Origin of the sequence: Parabacteroides sp. B2-S-102 (genome assembly GCF_023656665.1) — a bacterium.
GTDB lineage: Bacteria > Bacteroidota > Bacteroidia > Bacteroidales > Tannerellaceae > Parabacteroides > Parabacteroides distasonis.
This window is the reverse complement of the sequence record NZ_JAMOKM010000010.1, coordinates 158,038-176,828: the sequence shown is the minus strand read 5'-3', so window position 1 is coordinate 176,828 and position 18,791 is coordinate 158,038. Positions and strand designations below refer to the sequence as shown.

Below are 18,791 nucleotides of genomic sequence, written 5' to 3'. Positions count from 1 at the left end.
GATAATGATATTAAGGTGGCTATAGCACGAGGGATCCACCTCTTCCCATTCCGAACAGAGAAGTTAAGCCTCGTCACGCCGATGGTACTGCGTAACAGTGGAAGAGTAGGTAGCCGCCGTCTTGAGAAAGGCGACAGCCGATGGAGAGGAGTCAGTCCGTAAGGGGTGACTCCTTTTTCTGTTTTTATTTATTCGATTCTGATTGGATAAATAAAATAAGATGTATATATTCGCTCCCTATAACTTAATAATGTGTTGTATGGTTAAGAAGTGGATATTCCCTTTATTGATTGGGGTTTGTTTAATCAATACGTCTATGGCACAAGAAAATCCGATTTTATTATTCCCAAAAGGGGCGCCGGGAGAAACTATTAAATTAATAGAGAAAGCTGATACGGACGGTGGAAAAACCGGTGGTGAGAGTGTTTTGCGTATTACGAATGTAAGTGAGCCAACGATTACTATATATCATGCTCCGGATGAAGTGGCCTCGGGTGCCGCTATGATTGTCTGTCCCGGTGGTGGTTACAATATTTTAGCTTATGATTTGGAAGGTGATGAAGTCTGTGAATGGCTTAATAATCTTGGAATAACTGCGGTCTTACTTAAATACCGGGTTCCAAGACGAGAAGGACTGGAAAAACACGAAGCTCCTTTGCAAGATGTACAGCGTGCGATTGGTTATGTTCGAGCGAACGCTGAGAACTTGAATATAGATCCAAAGCGGATCGGTGTGATGGGATTCTCGGCTGGTGGCCATTTGGCTGCCATGGTTAGCAATAATTTTTTGAAACGTACTTATCCGGCTATTGATGCTACGGATAAAGTAAGTTGTCGTCCGGATTATTGTTTATTGGTTTATCCTGCTTATTTAGATGGAGAGAACTTCCAATTGGCACCAGAGTTAAAGGTTTCATCTGCCACACCTCCAACCATGTTAATTCAAGCGGAAGATGATAAATCTTATATTAACAGTAGTATTTTCTATTATTATGCCTTAAAGGAAGCTGGTGTTCCGGCATGGATGCATTTATATAGTCAAGGTGGCCATGGATACGGGTTACGAGATACGGGAGCGTCTGTAAATGAATGGCCGGATCGGGCTGAAGATTGGTTTCGTGAGATCGGTCTAATCGAATAGAACTCCAGATATCTTTTCTGGAGACTTGCGGAGTAGATTCTAAAATCGATTGCGCAATTTATTTATTACTAGTTTATTATTGATGGTAAACGTAGTAAAAGCGTAGTCTAGGAAAGCGTGTTCTATAGCATATCGTATCTTTGAAGTAGTGAGTTTATTGCTGTTTTCTGTTATTCGGGCTTTTTTTGAAGTAAAAAAGCTAAGTTATGAAATTCCTTAAAAGTTCAGTTTTATTTATTTCAATGGCATGTATAGTGCCTGTTTGTTCGATAGCGAGAGAAAAAAGTGAGAGAATCACAAGAGCTGAGATTGAACAGAAAAGTGCGGATGAATTTATAAATGGTCTGATGAGTCGAATGACCGTTGATGAGAAAATTGGCCAATTGAATCTTCCTAGTTATGGAAACGTAATGCCAAATCCTAAAAAGAGTGAGATAGCCAGTCGTATTGTACGAGGAGAGGTTGGTGGTATATTTAATATATTCGGTGTCGATGCGATCCGGCAGTTACAAGAAGTCGCGGTTAAAGAAAGTCGGTTGGGGATTCCTATAATTGTTGGCGCTGATATTTGTAATGGTTATAAAACTGTTTTTCCCATTCCTCTAGGTCTTTCGTGTAGTTGGAAACCGGAGAATATAGAAGAGGTCGCTCGAATTTCCGCAAAGGAAGTTGGTGCTGATGGTATCTGTTGGACATATAGCCCGATGGTCGATATATCTCATGATGCCCGGTGGGGACGGGTAAAGGAAGGAGCGGGCGAGGATCCGTTTCTTGGAGGTATAATGGCTCAAGCATGGGTGCGTGGTTATCAAGGCAATGATTTATCGGCTGATACGACTCTTATGGCATGTGTAAAGCATTATGCGCTTTATGGAGCGGCCGAGGCTGGTCGGGATTATAATACGGTAGATATGAGCCGTGTGACTGCCATGAATTATTACATGCGTCCTTATCAGGCTGCTGTAGAAGCAGGAGTAGGAAGTATCATGACTTCATTCAACGAATTTGAAAGTATCCCCGCGACCGGAAATACTTGGCTTCTTAATGACGTGTTGCGTAAACAATGGGGATTTAACGGCTTTGTCGTGTCTGATTTTACGGCAATAGCGGAGATGGTAAACCATGGAATAGGTAATAGTCAGGAAGTCGGAGTCAAGGCGCTAAAGGCGGGTGTCGATATGGATATGATAGCGGACTGTTATCATGCCGTATTAAAGAAATCATTGGAAGAAGGGAAAATAACAGAGGCTGAGATTGACTCTGCTTGCCGGAGAATACTAATCTCAAAATACCAATTGGGATTGTTCCATGATCCATATAAATATTGTAATCCGAAAAGAGCCGCCAAAGAGTTCTTGTCGGTAAATAACGTATCCGCGGCCCGTCGTATTGCGGCGGAGTCTTTCGTGTTACTTAAAAATGATAATAATCTGCTTCCACTTAAAGGATGTCGTAAGGTCGCTGTGGTCGGTCCTTTAGCGGATAGCAAGGCGAATATGGCTGGATCGTGGAAATATGATGAGCAGACTAAATCTTATCATGGATTGGTAGAGGATTTACAGGAATCTTTGGGAAATGGAGTAGAGGTTGTTTTTGCAAAAGGCAGCAATCTAGTCGATGATTCCGTCTATGAAGCAAACTTTACGGATCAAAATCGTTCAACCCGGGATGATAGAAGCGATGAACAATTAATCGCCGAGGCCCTAAAAGTGGCGGAAGGCGCTGATGTGATTATCGCTGCTTTGGGTGAATCGATAGATATGAGTGGAGAAGGCGCTAGTAGAGCCATCCTTGAAATGCCGCAAACGCAGAAAAAATTACTGGATGCTATCCAAAAGACAGGAAAGCCGATCGTAATGGTACTTTTTACCGGAAGACCTTTGGCATTACAATCCGAGGAAAAGCAGGTGAATGCGATCTTGAACGTATGGTTCGGTGGTACGGAAGCAGGAGCGGCTATTGCCGATGTCTTGACCGGAAAGGTTTCTCCGACGGGGAAGTTAACCATGTCTTTTCCTCGTGTAACAGGCCAATGTCCGATCTATTACAATCATAAGATGACAGGACGTCCTATGTCTCCCGATGCTTGGTACACTCGTTATGTCTCCAATTATATAGATGTGTTGAATGAGCCTCTTTATCCATTTGGTTACGGTTTGAGTTATACGACTTATACGTATGGCGATGTATCTTTGAATACGAATTCTATGGATGCAAATGGAAAAATTCAAGCATCCGTGATTGTTACCAATACCGGGGCTCAGGATGGAGAGGAAATCGTACAGCTTTATTTACGTGATATCGTACGCAGCATAACCCCTCCGGTCCAAGAATTGAAAGGATTCAAGCGAGTTGCGTTAAAAGCGGGAGAAAGCAAGAAAGTAACCTTTGATATTGATGTGGATATGTTGAAATTCTACGATTCAACCTTAGATTATGTCGCTGAGCCGGGTGAGTTTCAGGTAATGATCGGTGGAAATAGTAAAGAGGTGAAAACAGCTTCGTTTACATTAAAATAATCCTAATCGTAAGGAATCAGTTATGGGGCTTTGCTAAATTCGAAATTATATGTATCTTTGCCAAAAGAAATATTACAAAACCATGGGGATGACCGGTTTTGAAAGACCTATCCGAAAAATCAAAGAAAATAAGAGTAAAGCAAAAGCTAAATAAAATACTAAATATTAGTGTTTTATAAGTAATATGAGAGCTAAACAGGAACAACGTGTTTTCCTTTGTTTAGCTCTTTTTTTTGTTACTTTTGTTACTCGTTTGTTACCCGTGAACGGAAATGTTACTTATCTTTACGGTGGGTAACAAATAAAGTAACGATATGGCAAAGCAAGTCAAAGTTAAAGAGCCGGTACGTATTCGTACAAAGAAACTGGCTAACGGGAATGAATCGATCTACCTGGATCTATACAAAGACGGTGATCGTGTGTACGAGTTTCTCAAACTCTATCTTATTCCGGAAAAATCAAAAGCAGATAAGGAAGCGAACCGTAAAACGTTAGAGTTAGCTAATGCGATCAAGGCTAAACGGATCGTAGAGTTGCAAAATAACGAACATGGCTTTAAAACAAATACTACCAGATCAAAGATGAATCTTATTCAATTTGTCTTACACTTGGCAGATGAACAACTAGCAAAATCGGGTAACAAGCGAAGTTATTATTATACGCTTCATTCACTTGCTAAGCATTTAGAGGCTTATGCTGGTGATAAAATCACCTTTACAAAGGTAAATACAGAGTTTGTTAAAGGGTTCATTGCTTATCTTCGTACTGCAATGAATTTTAACTATGAGAATAGTGAAAAGAAATCAAAATATGAAGTTCTTTCACAGAATACTCAACATAATCTATACAAAAAATTTGCTTGGGTAATTCGTAAAGCGATGCAAGCTGATATAATGGCGATTAATCCTCTTGATAAGATAGATAACACGGATAAACCTAAGCCGGAGGATGGGCAAAGGGAATTTTTAACGATTGAGGAAATAAAGAGGTTGATGAATACACCATGTGAAGATGATATGTTGAAATGCGCTTTTATCTTTTGCTGTTTAGTTGGGCTTCGTTACAGTGATGTGAAGAAGTTGGTCTGGAATGATTTGTATGAAGATAATGAAGGTGCCATTATCCTTCGGATTCGTGTGACTAAGACGAAACGTTGTGAGGACTTTCCTATAAGTAAAGAAGCTTTGAAATGGCTACCGGAAAGAATTGGCTCTGGTGATGAGAAAATTTTTAAATTGCCTAAAAATGATAATTCAAACCGGAAACTAAAACATTGGTGTACCTTGGCTGGTATAACAAAGAATGTCACTTTCCATGTGGCTCGGCATACAGCAGCAACATTGAATCTTAGTTTAGGTGTACCGATAGAAACAGTTAGTAAGCTATTAGGACATACTAAGATTAGTACAACTCAAATTTATGCAAAAGTTATTGACGCAAATAAAAAGGCTGCTGTTCATAAGCAAGACGGCGTATTTGATTGATCCTTAGTAAATAGAATAATAAGTATCTTAAACTAATCATACGATATGGGTATACAAGAAAGACCATTTGAAAATATTATAAGCATGAATAACTCATTATCAGGTGATCCTATTAATGAGTTAATAACACTAAATAAATTAGAGAGAAGTATTTATAGTGAAGGTCGAAAATTGGAAACTATTATCTTGTTATCTGGTATGACACCAAAAGATAGATGGATATACATTTCTCTTATTCTTGATGATTTGTTATATCAATATGATATCTCTTGTAGAAAGGTTAGAGGAATGAATGCTAATACTTTGTTATATAAAAGAGCTCTATTATTGAAGAAAGCAATCGTGGAAGTGATGGAAGTAACAAGCACACGATTAAAAATAGCATTTGATACTGGTTATATAAAAGAAAGAGAAGAAGGATATGCTACAACGGGGGCTGCCAGATGGGATGATTCAACCGATAAAAAATTAGATTTAGATATAGTAGAAAGCATGCGGTATTTTAATGATTTAATTTCGGGGAAGATTGATAGATATTTGGAAAATTGCAAAAGTCGGTTTACGAAAAAATATGACGATGATAAATTAAAAGCTATCTGGCTTCATTTGAAAGAGGAAAATTATATTAATAGTAATACAAGTTTAGATACGTTTCTTTATTTATTTGGGAATATCGATAATGTGCCTGAGCACTTTTATATTGAATGGTTAGCTTCATTGAAGGAATTGCATGTTCTTATAGATGTGTTTTGGAAGTCAGAGCGAAATAGGTGGAAAAAGGCAAGTGAAATATTTTTATATGGTGATAAATTTTTGAACTATAGAAGCTTAACTACTGCTGTCAGTAAGGAAGATGATATTGAAAATATAGAAAAAAAATTTGCATGTTGGTTAAAAGAGAAGTGACACTCTTTAGGTGATAGTAGGTGATTTTGGGTGATACTTTTTATTATCACCCTTTTTAGTTGTTTTTTAATATGATCTTTGTTGTGTCAATACTGAGTAGGTACATATTGACAATATGTGAATATGCTGAATCTACCTACATTCAGCATTAAGATATGATAATTAAAAATAAAAAAAATGGAGTCGATTAAAAATATCTTAAAAAGAATAGAGTGTAATACTCTACTTGCGACAAAGACAGTACTAACTGTTGATGATGTAGCAACTCTTACTGGCTTAAGTAAGAGTCATATATACAAGCTTACATATAGTCATCAGATACCTCATTACAAACCATCTGGAAAGCAAGTCTATTTTGATCGCTCGGAGATTGAGGAGTGGCTTAAACGAAATCGTGTTGATTCGGTAGAAGAGATAGAGCAAGCCGCCATTAATCATGTTGTAATGAATAAAAAAGGAAGGGGGAGAGTATGAAAGATGAGATAGCTTCTAAAATCTATGTCAATCTATCAAGGTGTGAGAAAGGACATGATTCATGTACTGAATATAGTAGTATGTTGCATGATATGGTACATGGTCATATGTTATATGATACGGTTGACTTTGTTCTTAATCAGAAAGATGTTCCAGAAATAGATTTGTTAGCGGAAGTGTCGCCATATTTGATGAATAGAAGTGATTGTATTGGTAATGATGGCCTCCCTTATGTACGTGGGAAATATAAGGGGTATAATGTGTATGTAAATACTCATATTCTAAAAATCAATGCTTGTAGCTTATGTAAATATTACTACGGTATCAACATGCACGATTTCCCTTTAGAGGACGTACGGAAAGCCATTGAGAGGATAGGAGAGGATTTAAACATCCCTATGGATAAGGTCATTGTGACTAGACTGGATTTAGCAATGGATTTGGAGTTACAGCGGTCTCCAATAGAATATTTCAATCGGATGTTAGATTTACCTTATTTTAGGTGTCATTCATATTCTACAGGAATTACGTTTCAAACAGCAGAGAAAGAACTTTTGTTTTACGATAAAGGAAAGGAACAGGGGAGTAATAATAAGAATATAGCTCGATGCGAGTTTCGGATAAAGAAAGTTAGGAGGTGCTTTGGGGGATCGGTTACTGCGTCAATGTTATATGATCCTAGCTTTTGGAATGATTTGCTGGATCGGTTCTTATCTTGTTATTCCAAAGTCAAGGTGAGTAAAGAGTCTTTACCGCTTGATAAGATAAATGGGATAAAGATTTTGAAAGATTGTGCCTTATGTGATTATGTTAATCGTAATGGATTTGATCCGTTGAGGTCTGGATTTAAGGCTCGTGTACGTGATGGAGAATTAGCGCAAAGAGCCTGCAAGTCTATTATAGAAAAGATCAAGAAGTGTTGTTTCTCTTCTCAAGGAAAAGACGTTGGCCCAGAGATAGAAGAATTTGATGTGAAATTCAGGTCATTTTTGAAGTTAAAGAGATTTGATTAAATATCATTGTTTTGCCCATATTTGAGGCTTACAACGTATTTAGGCTTAGTTTTTTCCTAATAAAATGTAGGAAATAATACCCTTGTCGGGGATCTGTCAAATAAATTTAGAGAGGTGGGGGATATTTCCGGGGAGGTGGTATCTCTCGCTTCTTTTGTTTTTAGAGGATATTGTTCTGTAAATGATTTTCCAAAAAAGAATCACGATAAAACGGAATTTAGAAAATGTTCGTTATATTTGCGTGAGGTAATCACTAAAAGATGAAACAACAGATAATTAATAAGCTAAGAGGCTTTTTCTCTTTGCAACCAATAGAGAAAGCATGGGTGTTTGGTTCCTGTTCACGTGGAGAGGAGACGAAAGATAGTGATATTGATATTCTAGTTCGTTTTGACTCCCACGCTCGTATTACATTATTCAAGTATGCGGGTATGGTGGAAGCTCTAAGCCAATTGTTGCATCGTAAGGTTGATTTGGTGGAGGAAGGACAATTGAAGGATTTCGCCGTTTCTTCTGTAGATCGGGATAAAATATTGGTATATGAGAGAGAAGCCTAAAGATAATACACGTCTACGGCATATGCTGGAGGCGATAAATAATATCATTGAGTTCACGACAGATGTGACTTTTGAGGAGTATTCCAGAAACAAGATATTGCGTTTTGCTGTCATCAAGAATTTGGAGATTGTAGGGGAGGCTGCTTATTTGATTACAAAGGAATTTCGGGAGGAACATCAAGAGATCGCATGGAATGAGGTCATAGGCATGCGCCATGTGTTAGTGCATGGGTATTATCAGATTCGGGATGAGATTGTGTGGGGAACCATTCAAACAGATTTATTTCCGCTTAAGGATAAGATAGAACGGTTGCTCTGTAAATAACTCAATGTATTGTTTTAGAAAATAACCCTTTATTGGGGGGTATATCAAATAAATTTAGAGAGGTGGGGGATATTTCCGAGGAGGTGGTATCTTTCGCCTCTCTCATTTTTAATGCGATCACTATCAATAAAGTACCTATCTAATGCTCTTAGGTAGATAACTATTGATAGTATCTGTTGATGTTTTTAAGTCCGTTTTAGGTTATATAATTCTGTTTCTGAGTTTTGTCTTTTTCTAAAATGCGCCGTGAATGGCTGTGATAAAATTATCATTGGAGGCATAAACAATATTAAAATTTTTCCTGAAAACGTTACCTATTTGTTCAATTAAATTGTATTTTTGTATAGTTCTCAATAGCACCACGCCGATCAGGGTGGTGCGGGAACTGACATAAATTAGAAAAGGCGTTTACTTTACGCTTTGGTTTTGACGTTCTAAGAATCTCGCAAATTCTCAACTATCTGTCAAAAACAAAGCAACGGTGGATGTCCTCAAGGGTGTATTATATAGCCCTCATTGTACCTTGTGTAGCCATTGGTGTATCCATAAGGGAACTGGGTGTATCATATATATTCACATCGGCGTGGGGCTTTCGGCGTTGCTCGTTTCGACAGATAGGGCAATGCGAGAGCCTTTAGAGCGTGGAACGAGTGACAAGGTACGGTTCCCACGCTTTTTTGTTTGTTAATCTTTCCATAGGGGAGCAGGAAGACAAATATTCAATCTCCATCATGATAACACAAAACGATTTAAAGAATGCTCACCCTAAAAAAGATAGAGAAGATTTAAGTCTCCTTCCCATAAGAGAAGCGACCATAACTTACCTTGAAAGAGTATCTATTTCTGAATATAATCAAACATGGGATGAAAATTTTACCTATGATCCTTTTTCGTACTCGTACAATACTCGTAATACCAAATTTTATGTGCTAAAACGTAAAAAAATATATTTTGGAGTATTAGAATCGCCAGATAATTATACCGCCACTTATGTATTTTTATTATTATCTGAAAATGAGTTTGAAAATCAAATTCAAATAATTAAAAATGATATAAGATATATATATACAACACGAAATGGAATAAAAAACAAATTTTATATTAACAATAATAAGATAGAAACTTATAGTTTGAAAGATAAACCCTATTATCTAGGTAATATATCTCATGTGAATTTCCATTATTGGCATAAAAAATTACATGATATTATAATGCCAATTGCAAAACAAATGTCAAACAGAAGATTCAGATTTGGAGGATTAAGAAAATCAAAAATAAGTATTCTATACAATAAGAGTCTATCTCAAATATCAAATATATTGAACATTGAAACTTCATTGCTAATAAAACTATTAAAAAGAAAAAGCCCGTATTTAAATATAACAGAGTCATACATAATGAGCGATTATGAAGCAGAAATATATAAGGACTTTTTCATAAAATTACTTCGCAAAAAAAACAAATAAGGGGAACACTAGTCCCCTGTAATACATATAACATTGTCGAACATCAAATTACAATATTCAATTATGCCAACAATATCCCTTATAGAAGAACTTCCTAAAATCGTAAAAGAAGGAAGACAAGAAGCGCAACGTATCTTAGAACGTTTGAGCAGCAACACCCATATCGGATTACAAACAAATGAATTGGTTCTTCCCGCCAAAGACACTTCCGGATTATGGAAAGGAAAAAACGAACAAGTGATAAACAAAGAATGGATGAATCGCCTCATCTATGGAGATAACTTATTGGTGATGCAAGCTCTGTTAGCTGGAGATGAAACGACCGGATTACCTTCGCTTCGGGGAAAGGTGGATTTGATTTACATTGATCCTCCTTTTGATAGCAAAGCGGATTATCGGACAAAGATTAATTTGCCGGGTGTTGATATTGAGCAAAAGCCTACGGTAATTGAGCAATTTGCTTATTCGGATACATGGCAGGATGGGACGGTTTCTTATTTAAAGATGCTTTATCCAAGGTTGGTGTTGATGCGGGAGTTGCTTTCGGAGAAAGGAAGTATTTATGTGCATATTGATTGGCATATAGGGGCGTATTTAAAAGTTATAATGGATGATGTATTGGGTAAAGAGAATTTTAAAAATGAAATTATTTGGAAAAGTGCAGTTGGAGATACATCAAATAAAAATAAGAAATATATAAAATCTCACGATACTATTTTCTTTTATAACAAAATACAAGGTATTCAAGTATGGAATGATATATTTCAAGAGTATTCAGAAAAAAACAAAAATGCGTATCGTTATGAAGATGAAAAAGGGACTTACAGATTTGTTCCTATTGATAATCCAGGTGGAGGTGGATACATATACGATTTAGGATATGGAGAAAATATTCCGACAAATGGATATCGAATGCCCAAAGAAACAGCCTTAAAGTGGATTGAATCAGGAGAATTAATAGTTGAAAAGGGAAAATGTCCTAAACGCAAACTATATCAAAAAACAGACGGACTTCGCTGTACTGATATTTGGACAGACATCAATCATGAAAGAGGTTTAGTATACGCCACCCAAAAACCCGAAAAACTTCTCGAACGCATCATCAAAGCCAGCAGCGACGAAGGTGATCTCGTTTGCGACTTCTTCGGTGGAAGTGGAACAACCGCTGCCGTTGCCGAACGTTTAGGCCGTCGTTGGATTACTACGGATATTGGCAAACCGGCAACCTTGGTGATGCGTAAACGCTTTATCGACCAAGAGGTAAAACCATTCCTTTATCAAGCTATCGGCGATTATCAAAAAGAGGCTTTCCAAAACAATAAACAATACAAACGTATTGGAGATTTGAGCCAGATCATCATGCAACTGTATGGTGCCATCCCTTTCACCCAAGAACAGCTGAATGATCGGAACTGGGGATATATCAAGAACGGACGGACTTTGGTACTGGTAGATAGTCCTAATAAAGTAACCGGAGCCGCCACAATCCGCCGAGCATACGAAGCCAAAAAGAACCTGTTGGGAGGTGGATGGAACAAGGTGGTCGTATTAGCTTGGAACTTTGCTTTTGACATTTCTGCGGCTATCCAACAATACAAGGAGGATGTTGAGGTCTTGGTGATTCCACCAGACCTGTTGGACAAACTCTCCAAGAAAGGATATGACAAACTGATAAGGGAAGGCTCTGTCCGTTTCAGCAGTTATCAATATCTATTGGTAAAACCTATTCAGACAGAACCGCATTACGGTGAACAGGACAAACTAACAATCGAATTGGATAATTATGTGCTTCTTTCACCCGACAATATCCCGTTGGATGATAAAGATAAAGCCAAATTGCAACAGGTATTGGAGAAAGATCCGCTTGCTTTGATCGAGTATTGGAGCATCGATCCGGATTACGACGGCATCACATTCCGCAGCCAATGGCAAGACTATCGGGAAAACACGGACAATGATAGCGATCCACTTCATTGTATCTATACAGCTACATTAATCACTCCTCGAAAAGCAGAACGGACGGTTTGCGTGAAAGCGGTCGATGTATTCGGCTTTGAGAGCATGGTAACAGAGACTATTCATTCTTAAAAACGACACACAACATGAGAAACGATATATCCTTGGAATTGGCAAGCCGGTTAACGGAACAAGTCAAAACAGCCTTTGAAAACGGCAGTTTATTAGATGCCGTTACCCCGGTAACACAAGATTTGCTGAAGTTTTGGTTCATGGGGCCTTATACGGAAGAACGCTCCAAGAACTTTCATGAAGGACAAAAACAAAGTATTCTAAACATCATTTATCTGCATGAAGTTTTACAAGTGACAACCGTAGAAGAAATATACCGGCAAGTTGCGCCGGATCTATTAGCCGAATGTAATCTAAGTGATTTGGCTAAAGAAAAATATCGTATTCCCAAATATGCCGTAAAGATGGCAACCGGAACAGGTAAGACATGGGTCATGCACGCTTTACTTTTATGGCAACTCCTTAACGCACGACATGAAGAACAAGAAGAACGAAGCGGACGCTACACCCAAAACTTCCTGATCGTAGCTCCTGGCCTGATTGTTTATGATCGGCTAAAGGATGCCTATTGTGGACGCCTGAAAGAGAACTGCACGGAAAGAGATCCTTTCACGAATGACCTTTATTTGCATAAAGACCTTTTTATACCTCCGGCTTATCGGGACGAAGTATTCTCTTTTATACAAAACAATGTTGTCACCAAAGAAGAGGGAATCGGACGAAAAATAACCGGAAACGGACTGATCGCCTTAACCAACTGGCATCTGTTCTTGTCTGATGAAGAGAAAGAGAATATGGACTCAGATTCCGCTCCCTCTATTATAAGAGATTTATTGCCTATTACACCAGGGCTGAGTGGTGGTAATGTCTTAGAGGCACTGGATAGGAAATATCTACGAGGAAGCGAATTGGACTATCTATCCGAACTATCGGACTTAATGGTAATCAATGACGAAGCCCATCATATCCATGAGAATAAAAAGCAAGGAGAAATAGAAGAGGTTGAATGGCAAAAAGGATTGAATAAGATTGCCCACAACAAAGGAGGTCACTTCATCCAAATCGACTTCTCAGCTACACCCTACGATACGGTCGGTTCCGGGAAGAAAAAGATGAAATGTTATTTCCCGCATATTATATCCGACTTTGATTTAAGCCAAGCGATGAAAAGCGGATTGGTTAAGACCTTGTTGTTGGATCGCCGACAAGAATTGACAGATCTTGCCAATCTGGATTATAACGCTTTACGTGATGAACGAAAAAAAGTGATTGGATTGAGCGACGGACAACGTTTAATGCTTCGTGCCGGATTACGAAAATTACAAATCCTTGAAGAAGGTTTTATCAAGCTGGATTCTAAGAAACGACCGAAGATGATGGTGATTTGTGAGGATACCAATGTCACCCCGTTTGTCGAATCATTCCTAAAAGAAGAGGGATTAGCCGAAAAGGATGTTCTCCGTATTGACAGCAACGCTAAAGGCGAAGTAAAAGAAAAAGATTGGATGCAAGTCAAAGAACGATTGTTCAATATCGATAAATATGAATCACCCAAAGTCATCGTCTCCGTGTTGATGCTTCGGGAAGGTTTCGATGTCAACAATATATGTGTCATCGTACCGTTACGATCTACGCAATCCGCTATTTTGTTGGAACAAACCGTAGGGCGTGGTCTTCGTTTGATGTGGAGAGAGCCTGAATATTCAGAAGAAAAAAGGGAAAACCGATTGCAAGTATTGGTTAAAAAGAAAGCACCTAAATCTTATATCGATATGCTTTCCATCATTGAACATCCGGCCTTTCTTGATTTCTACAATGATTTGATGAACGAAGAGCTTGCCGGTATAGACGAAGGTGATTTGCCGGATGGCTCCAATGTAACCGGTGATATTATAAAGGTAGGGTTAAAAGACAATTATCAAGACTATGATTTATTCTGGCCTCTTATTATCAAAGAGCAAGAGGAGGAGATACATCCTTCAGAAATAGATATAAACAGACTCGCACCTTTTACAGACTTTTCGTATGAACAACTAAAAGAAATTTTGGCGAAACCCGGTGAATCCTTTATCTCGCATGACGTCTTAGTCGGTACTCAATTCGGCAAATATGAGGTAAACGCAGACTTATGCAATGCACAAAGTTACAATGAATACTTGCAAAAGGTATTACGCATCGTCACAACACGCTTCGACAAGGTAGGAAGGAGCAAGCCTAAGGAACTACCTACATTGCAAATTAATCAGCAAGAAATCATACGGGTCATCGACCGATATATCCGAACCAAGTTATTTTCACGTTCATTCAATCCGTTCGAGAATTATAATTGGAAGATTTTACTACACAATGAGGGAGTCGCGACCCAGCATATTGTAAGAGAGATCAGTAAGGCGATCTATTATATGCAAGAACAGATAGATATAACAGATGCAATAGTTGAGAAGATTTATTTTTCTTCCATACCTACACTACGTATACGAGAAAGTTTTTCACTTGATTTGGAAAAGATTATCTATGAAAAAGTGGGCTACCCTTCCAATAAAGGAGGTTTCGAGAAAGCTTTCCTTGAATTTTTGGATGCCGACTCGGAAGTGAACTGCTTTATCAAAATAAATGAGAATCAACATAGCTTCGCATCAATCCATTATATCCGGCAGGACGGTCTATTGGCCACCTATCATCCGGACTTTATGGTATGTACATCACAACACATCTATATTATAGAAACGAAAGGGCAAGACAAGATTTTCGACAAAAATGTCCGACAAAAACAATTGGCAACTCTTGAATGGTGTAATAAGATTAATCAACTGAGAGCCCAATATAGAATGAACCGACAGTGGCTTTATATATTGTTAAGTGAAAATGATTTTTATAGTCTAAAACGGAACGGTGCCACGCTTATTGAAATCTGCAATTTGAATAAGGTCTCAGAGAGTGTGGCAACAGGTAATTTGTTTTGAAGGGAGTTGGAGATATCATGATTTTAGTATATGGCCTTATATTATTGGATTGGGGGTGGTAACATAAGGCCGAGGTAAATCGGAGGATTTGTACTTATTTTGTGGTAATAAAAACAGGTGAAGAAAAAGAGTTGATAACGGATATTAGTTTGGTATGAAAACAAGTAAATGCTTTGATCGTGCTTCTTGTAGCTGGGATTGTAAACCTCGGATTACGGGTTTAATACATGATCCGGTTGAGGAATCTGAGGCCTATTTGTCTATAGAGACGGAGTTGGAGGAAAAGCTACGATCTTACTTCTCTGATAAAAAATTTGATTCTGGTAGCTGGTTTCGTACCCCGGTCTCATGTTTCGAGTATTGGCAAGTGATGAAACGTTTTTTATGGGAGGACTATCGAATAGAGTGGAGATCCCCGGTTGAATTGAATCCTACTATATTCAAGGATGATCTTTAGGGGGTATTTGGGGTACGAATGGCTTTATTTGGCGTGGATCGGGGCGGCACCAAAGGAGGAGGCTGCGAGTGGATGCGGAAGGCGGCGGCGGGGACACCAGCCCCGTTTTCTATTGTGGTGCTTGGCGATGAGGATATGAAACATAAGCCTATTCCTTGTGAATAAGGGGTGACAACTGATAAAGGGTATTATAGATCTGTCCTATATCGTGCCTTAGAGGGCAAAAGAAACGGTCTGAATACGAGATAACACTAATTAAAAGAAAGGAGTAAGGTCGTGAATATGGTAAAAACGAGGTTTTTGATCTTCTATTCGATAGTGTGTACTATGGTATTAAATAAGTTGTTCCTAATTTGAGGCGTTATGGTGTTTTTGGTGTTAGCTTGTATAAGTTTGATTATCTTTGAATTATCGTTTTTTATGATCCTTGCATTCAAGACAAGGCCGGAGCGATGGACATTTAAGTCTTTTTGTCTTTGGTTGGTTTCTTTGGTCTCGTGGTGTTGTTTTCCACCATTGTACGTGTGGATTGAGCGGAAGTGGCGGCAGGCTAGTCTAAGAAGGGTGCTATTTGTGCTGTTATCCCCAGTCTCTTTTCTTTTCTTGGTGGATGCCTGTACGTTCGATCCGCATCGCTTCATCCATAGCCTTAATAGCCTGATAATAGATCTCAATGCTATTAATAGAGACTGGACAGGGATTGATACGCTGTTATCTCTAATCTCTCTTATTTACTTAGTATATATCTGTTCATTGGTATGTAAGTGCGTCAATAAGCCTTTCTATAACCGAAGAGATCTTTCAAGCAAGGTAGGGATAGGGGCAGCATACAAGATTGTAAATTCTCATGGCCGAAATGGGGATACGGATGAGGTTGACATTTGGTTTGATTCGGGTTGTGAAACGGAGAGTTCCAACAAAGGATGAAGACGAATCCCCCGGCTCATTGGAGTATATCGGAAGATGGTGATTTCCCATTCGATGAGAATTAGATGATGGAATTTACTTCTTTATGGATATAGATCCTAGAGAGAATAAGGCATATATGTGATATGGAGGGACTTCGATAATTGGAGTCGGAATGATTTTCGCCATACAAGATCCTTGGTGGTAGGTCGAAAATGAAACAAGTTACCGATGATAAATCGAGTTTTTTTGCAATCTTTGTGTTAAAGAATTTATGTATAGAGAGAAGTTAGCCATGATGAAAAATACTTACAGAACTATCTATGGAGCGATTGCTGGTGATATTATAGGTTCGATGTATGAGTTTCGTTCTGTCAAGAGCAAAGACTTCGAGTTGTTTCCGTATGGTGCCTGTTTTACAGACGATACGGTGATGACATTAGCTATCGCACGATGGCTAATGGAGGATGTCACCCGCTCAGAATACACGCTTGTAGACACTATGTGTGAATTTGGCAACCGTTATCCGGCTGTTGGCTACGGTGGCCTTTTCTGTAATTGGTTATGTAATGATCCAACCCCCTATAACTCATGGGGGAATGGTTCCGCTATGCGTGTTAGTGCGGTAGGTCTTGTTGCTAAGACTTTGGATGAATGCTTGCGCTTAGCGAAACAAACAGCCGCAGTATCACACAATCATCCGGAAGCTATAAAGGGAGCGCAGGCTGTAGCTGCAAGTATATTCATTGCGCTACATTGGACTGGGGAAATAGACGAATTAAAAGTACACATAAGAGATTTTGTTACCAATCAGTTCGAATATAACATGAACCGTACATTGAATGAGATTCGGCCCCGATATGAATTTGATGTATCTTGCCAAGGTAGCGTGCCTGAGGCTATCATCGCATTTTTAGAAGCCGATAGTTATGAAGATGCGATAAGAAATGCCGTGTCACTCGGTGGTGACGCTGATACGCAAGGTGCTATAGCTGGCGCAATAGCGGCTTGTGTTTATCCAATTCCTGAATACATTATTAAAGAGTGCCAGAAACGTTTATCCGATGATCTGTTGAAGGTCGTCATCCGTTTTGAGGATTATCTTGACAATGAATGGCAAAATAAGATTAGTTTGCCCTGTTCGTGCTTGCAACCCAAGCGTGAAACGGTTGAGCCTGAGAAATATGTAGATATTATACGAGACAATATTGATTTGATACACAAATCAATTAAAATCGCAGTGGTGATGGTTGCATTTATATTGGTCAAAATATTATGGGTTTACTGGTCGTGTACTGATAATGGTACATGGGAGGATGAGAAGGGGGAACTCATTCAACGTCGGGATTTCCTGATCGATCGTGTAGTAACTTCACCACGTGCGTTGTTGTGTGAAATGCCAGAAGGAATTGGAACACAATTTCAAGGTGAGTGGGCGTTGTATTCTTGTTCAATGCTGGCGGCAGCCTTATTCAATATGTCGAAACTTTATCCCGAAACAAAAACAGAGAATCTAGAGAACATAGATAATCTTATTGAGATGGTACTTTCCTTTGAGTTGAGAAAATATGATGCTGAGCGTTGGGGCGAGGATCCTCTGGAAACATTGGATGGTGACAGGAGTCATATTTCATATATCAGTCATCTTGCGTGGATGATAAGCGAGTATAAGATGGCCGGAGGAAATGATAAATATAATAACTTGTTTGATGATCTTTGCGGAACTATGAATCGTCGGCTTCTTCGAAGTAAAAGTCTAAACTTACCAACATATCCAAGCGAATGTATATATGTCCCTGATATGCTTGTTGCGATTGTCGCACTGAATAATTACTCGAAATTAAACAAGGGAAAATATATTTCTACGGTACGTAAATGGGTACGAAAGGCTAAATCTGAATGGCTTGACAAAGAAACAGGCCTACTTGTCTCATTTTTGAGTGAGGATGGCATACCGTTTAAAGCCGCCCCGGTGAAAGGCTCGTATTCCGCATTAAACTGTCTATACCTCACGCAGATAGATTCAGTATTTGCAAGAGAGCAATATCATAGGCTCAAATCCCATTTTTTGCAATCAGGTTTATTGTCTGGTATACGGGAATATCATGATTATTCGTGTTGGTTGGGATTTGACATTGATGCAGGCCCGGTACTGTTCAACCTCAGTCCATCCGGAACAGCATTCGCTGTGGGGGCAGCAACATATTTCAATGACGTGAGAGTACGTAATAATTTCTTACGTACGGCGGAAATTGCAGGACATAGTGTGATGTGGAACAATACTCGACATTATTTACTAGCGGAAATAGCACTTGTTGGGGAATGTATCATGTTGGCAATGCGAACAACAACTCCATAGGAAAGAAATGGAACTTTATATGACCATGTGATTTAATTATAAGGGATAGCTGCCCTAAATAGAAATGTAAGTGTTATAGATCTATTTTATACAGAACCTTCGAGTGCAAAAGAATTGGATTGGATACGAGATTATGATAATTATAAAGAAGGAGTATGAATAAGGTAAAATAGTAGTTCTTAATTTGAGGCGT

General features: G+C 38.7%; 14 protein-coding genes and 1 rRNA gene. All 15 read left to right on the top strand.

Going from position 1 to position 18,791, the window contains the following annotated elements:
* Nucleotides 1-11 precede the first annotated feature (11 nt).
* The 15 genes from rrf to NBH07_RS14050 all read left to right on the top strand — a co-directional run bounded on the left by rrf (nt 12) and on the right by NBH07_RS14050 (nt 18,598).
* Nucleotides 12-122, top strand: a 5S ribosomal RNA gene (gene rrf, locus NBH07_RS14115).
* Between the two features lie 137 nt (nt 123-259).
* On the top strand, nt 260-1,141 hold the full coding sequence (locus NBH07_RS14110; protein WP_005865072.1) for an alpha/beta hydrolase: 882 nt from the start codon (nt 260-262) through the stop codon (nt 1,139-1,141).
* 206 nt (nt 1,142-1,347) lie between these two features.
* On the top strand, nt 1,348-3,660 hold the full coding sequence (gene bglX / locus NBH07_RS14105; protein ID WP_008780861.1) for a beta-glucosidase BglX: 2,313 nt from the start codon (nt 1,348-1,350) through the stop codon (nt 3,658-3,660).
* Between the two features lie 314 nt (nt 3,661-3,974).
* Entirely contained in the window at nt 3,975-5,144 is a 1,170-nt protein-coding gene (locus tag NBH07_RS14100; RefSeq protein WP_009276233.1) for a site-specific integrase, read from the top strand.
* Between the two features lie 45 nt (nt 5,145-5,189).
* Complete coding sequence (locus tag NBH07_RS14095) at nt 5,190-6,050, top strand: hypothetical protein (protein WP_009017523.1); 861 nt, start codon at nt 5,190-5,192, stop codon at nt 6,048-6,050.
* Between the two features lie 177 nt (nt 6,051-6,227).
* Nucleotides 6,228-6,524 carry a helix-turn-helix transcriptional regulator gene (locus NBH07_RS14090; protein WP_005865081.1) on the top strand — a complete coding sequence of 99 codons (297 nt, stop codon included), beginning with the start codon at nt 6,228-6,230 and terminating at the stop codon, nt 6,522-6,524.
* A complete protein-coding gene (locus NBH07_RS14085) occupies nt 6,521-7,537 on the top strand; it encodes a hypothetical protein (protein ID WP_005865083.1) in 1,017 nt (338 codons plus the stop codon). The genes NBH07_RS14090 and NBH07_RS14085 overlap by 4 nt, the downstream gene beginning before the upstream one ends.
* Nucleotides 7,538-7,797: 260 nt before the next feature.
* Entirely contained in the window at nt 7,798-8,094 is a 297-nt protein-coding gene (locus tag NBH07_RS14080) for a nucleotidyltransferase family protein (protein WP_005865085.1), read from the top strand.
* Nucleotides 8,078-8,419 carry a HepT-like ribonuclease domain-containing protein gene (locus NBH07_RS14075; RefSeq protein ID WP_009017524.1) on the top strand — a complete coding sequence of 114 codons (342 nt, stop codon included), beginning with the start codon at nt 8,078-8,080 and terminating at the stop codon, nt 8,417-8,419. Before NBH07_RS14080 ends, NBH07_RS14075 begins: the two co-directional genes overlap by 17 nt.
* Nucleotides 8,420-9,060: 641 nt before the next feature.
* On the top strand, nt 9,061-9,885 hold the full coding sequence (locus NBH07_RS14070; RefSeq protein ID WP_227805054.1) for a hypothetical protein: 825 nt from the start codon (nt 9,061-9,063) through the stop codon (nt 9,883-9,885).
* 63 nt (nt 9,886-9,948) lie between these two features.
* A complete protein-coding gene (locus NBH07_RS14065) occupies nt 9,949-11,973 on the top strand; it encodes a site-specific DNA-methyltransferase (RefSeq protein WP_009017526.1) in 2,025 nt (674 codons plus the stop codon).
* Between the two features lie 14 nt (nt 11,974-11,987).
* A complete protein-coding gene (locus NBH07_RS14060; protein WP_009017527.1) occupies nt 11,988-14,876 on the top strand; it encodes a DEAD/DEAH box helicase family protein in 2,889 nt (962 codons plus the stop codon).
* Nucleotides 14,877-15,030: 154 nt separating this feature from the next.
* Nucleotides 15,031-15,333, top strand: a complete 303-nt coding sequence (locus tag NBH07_RS14055; protein WP_009017528.1) for a hypothetical protein — start codon at nt 15,031-15,033, stop codon at nt 15,331-15,333.
* A 363-nt stretch (nt 15,334-15,696) separates the two neighbouring features.
* The gene (locus NBH07_RS22630; protein ID WP_009017530.1) at nt 15,697-16,260 is read left to right on the top strand and encodes a hypothetical protein; all 564 of its coding nucleotides are present in this window, start codon (nt 15,697-15,699) and stop codon (nt 16,258-16,260) included.
* 253 nt (nt 16,261-16,513) lie between these two features.
* Nucleotides 16,514-18,598 carry an ADP-ribosylglycohydrolase family protein gene (locus NBH07_RS14050; RefSeq protein WP_005859348.1) on the top strand — a complete coding sequence of 695 codons (2,085 nt, stop codon included), beginning with the start codon at nt 16,514-16,516 and terminating at the stop codon, nt 18,596-18,598.
* The last annotated feature ends 193 nt before the right edge of the window (nt 18,599-18,791 follow it).

Excerpts from the sequence above, each read along its gene's own strand:
- NBH07_RS14060 (WP_009017527.1), top strand. The coding sequence starts at position 11,988 with ATGAGAAACGATATATCCTTGGAATTGGCAAGCCGGTTAACGGAACAA.
- NBH07_RS14110 (WP_005865072.1), top strand. The coding sequence starts at position 260 with ATGGTTAAGAAGTGGATATTCCCTTTATTGATTGGGGTTTGTTTAATC.
- NBH07_RS14095 (WP_009017523.1), top strand. The coding sequence starts at position 5,190 with ATGGGTATACAAGAAAGACCATTTGAAAATATTATAAGCATGAATAAC.
- NBH07_RS14065 (WP_009017526.1), top strand. The coding sequence starts at position 9,949 with ATGCCAACAATATCCCTTATAGAAGAACTTCCTAAAATCGTAAAAGAA.
- NBH07_RS14090 (WP_005865081.1), top strand. The coding sequence starts at position 6,228 with ATGGAGTCGATTAAAAATATCTTAAAAAGAATAGAGTGTAATACTCTA.
- NBH07_RS14085 (WP_005865083.1), top strand. The coding sequence starts at position 6,521 with ATGAAAGATGAGATAGCTTCTAAAATCTATGTCAATCTATCAAGGTGT.
- bglX (WP_008780861.1), top strand. The coding sequence starts at position 1,348 with ATGAAATTCCTTAAAAGTTCAGTTTTATTTATTTCAATGGCATGTATA.
- NBH07_RS14055 (WP_009017528.1), top strand. The coding sequence starts at position 15,031 with ATGAAAACAAGTAAATGCTTTGATCGTGCTTCTTGTAGCTGGGATTGT.
- NBH07_RS14075 (WP_009017524.1), top strand. The coding sequence starts at position 8,078 with ATGAGAGAGAAGCCTAAAGATAATACACGTCTACGGCATATGCTGGAG.
- NBH07_RS14050 (WP_005859348.1), top strand. The coding sequence starts at position 16,514 with ATGTATAGAGAGAAGTTAGCCATGATGAAAAATACTTACAGAACTATC.
- NBH07_RS14100 (WP_009276233.1), top strand. The coding sequence starts at position 3,975 with ATGGCAAAGCAAGTCAAAGTTAAAGAGCCGGTACGTATTCGTACAAAG.
- NBH07_RS14080 (WP_005865085.1), top strand. The coding sequence starts at position 7,798 with ATGAAACAACAGATAATTAATAAGCTAAGAGGCTTTTTCTCTTTGCAA.
- NBH07_RS22630 (WP_009017530.1), top strand. The coding sequence starts at position 15,697 with ATGGTGTTTTTGGTGTTAGCTTGTATAAGTTTGATTATCTTTGAATTA.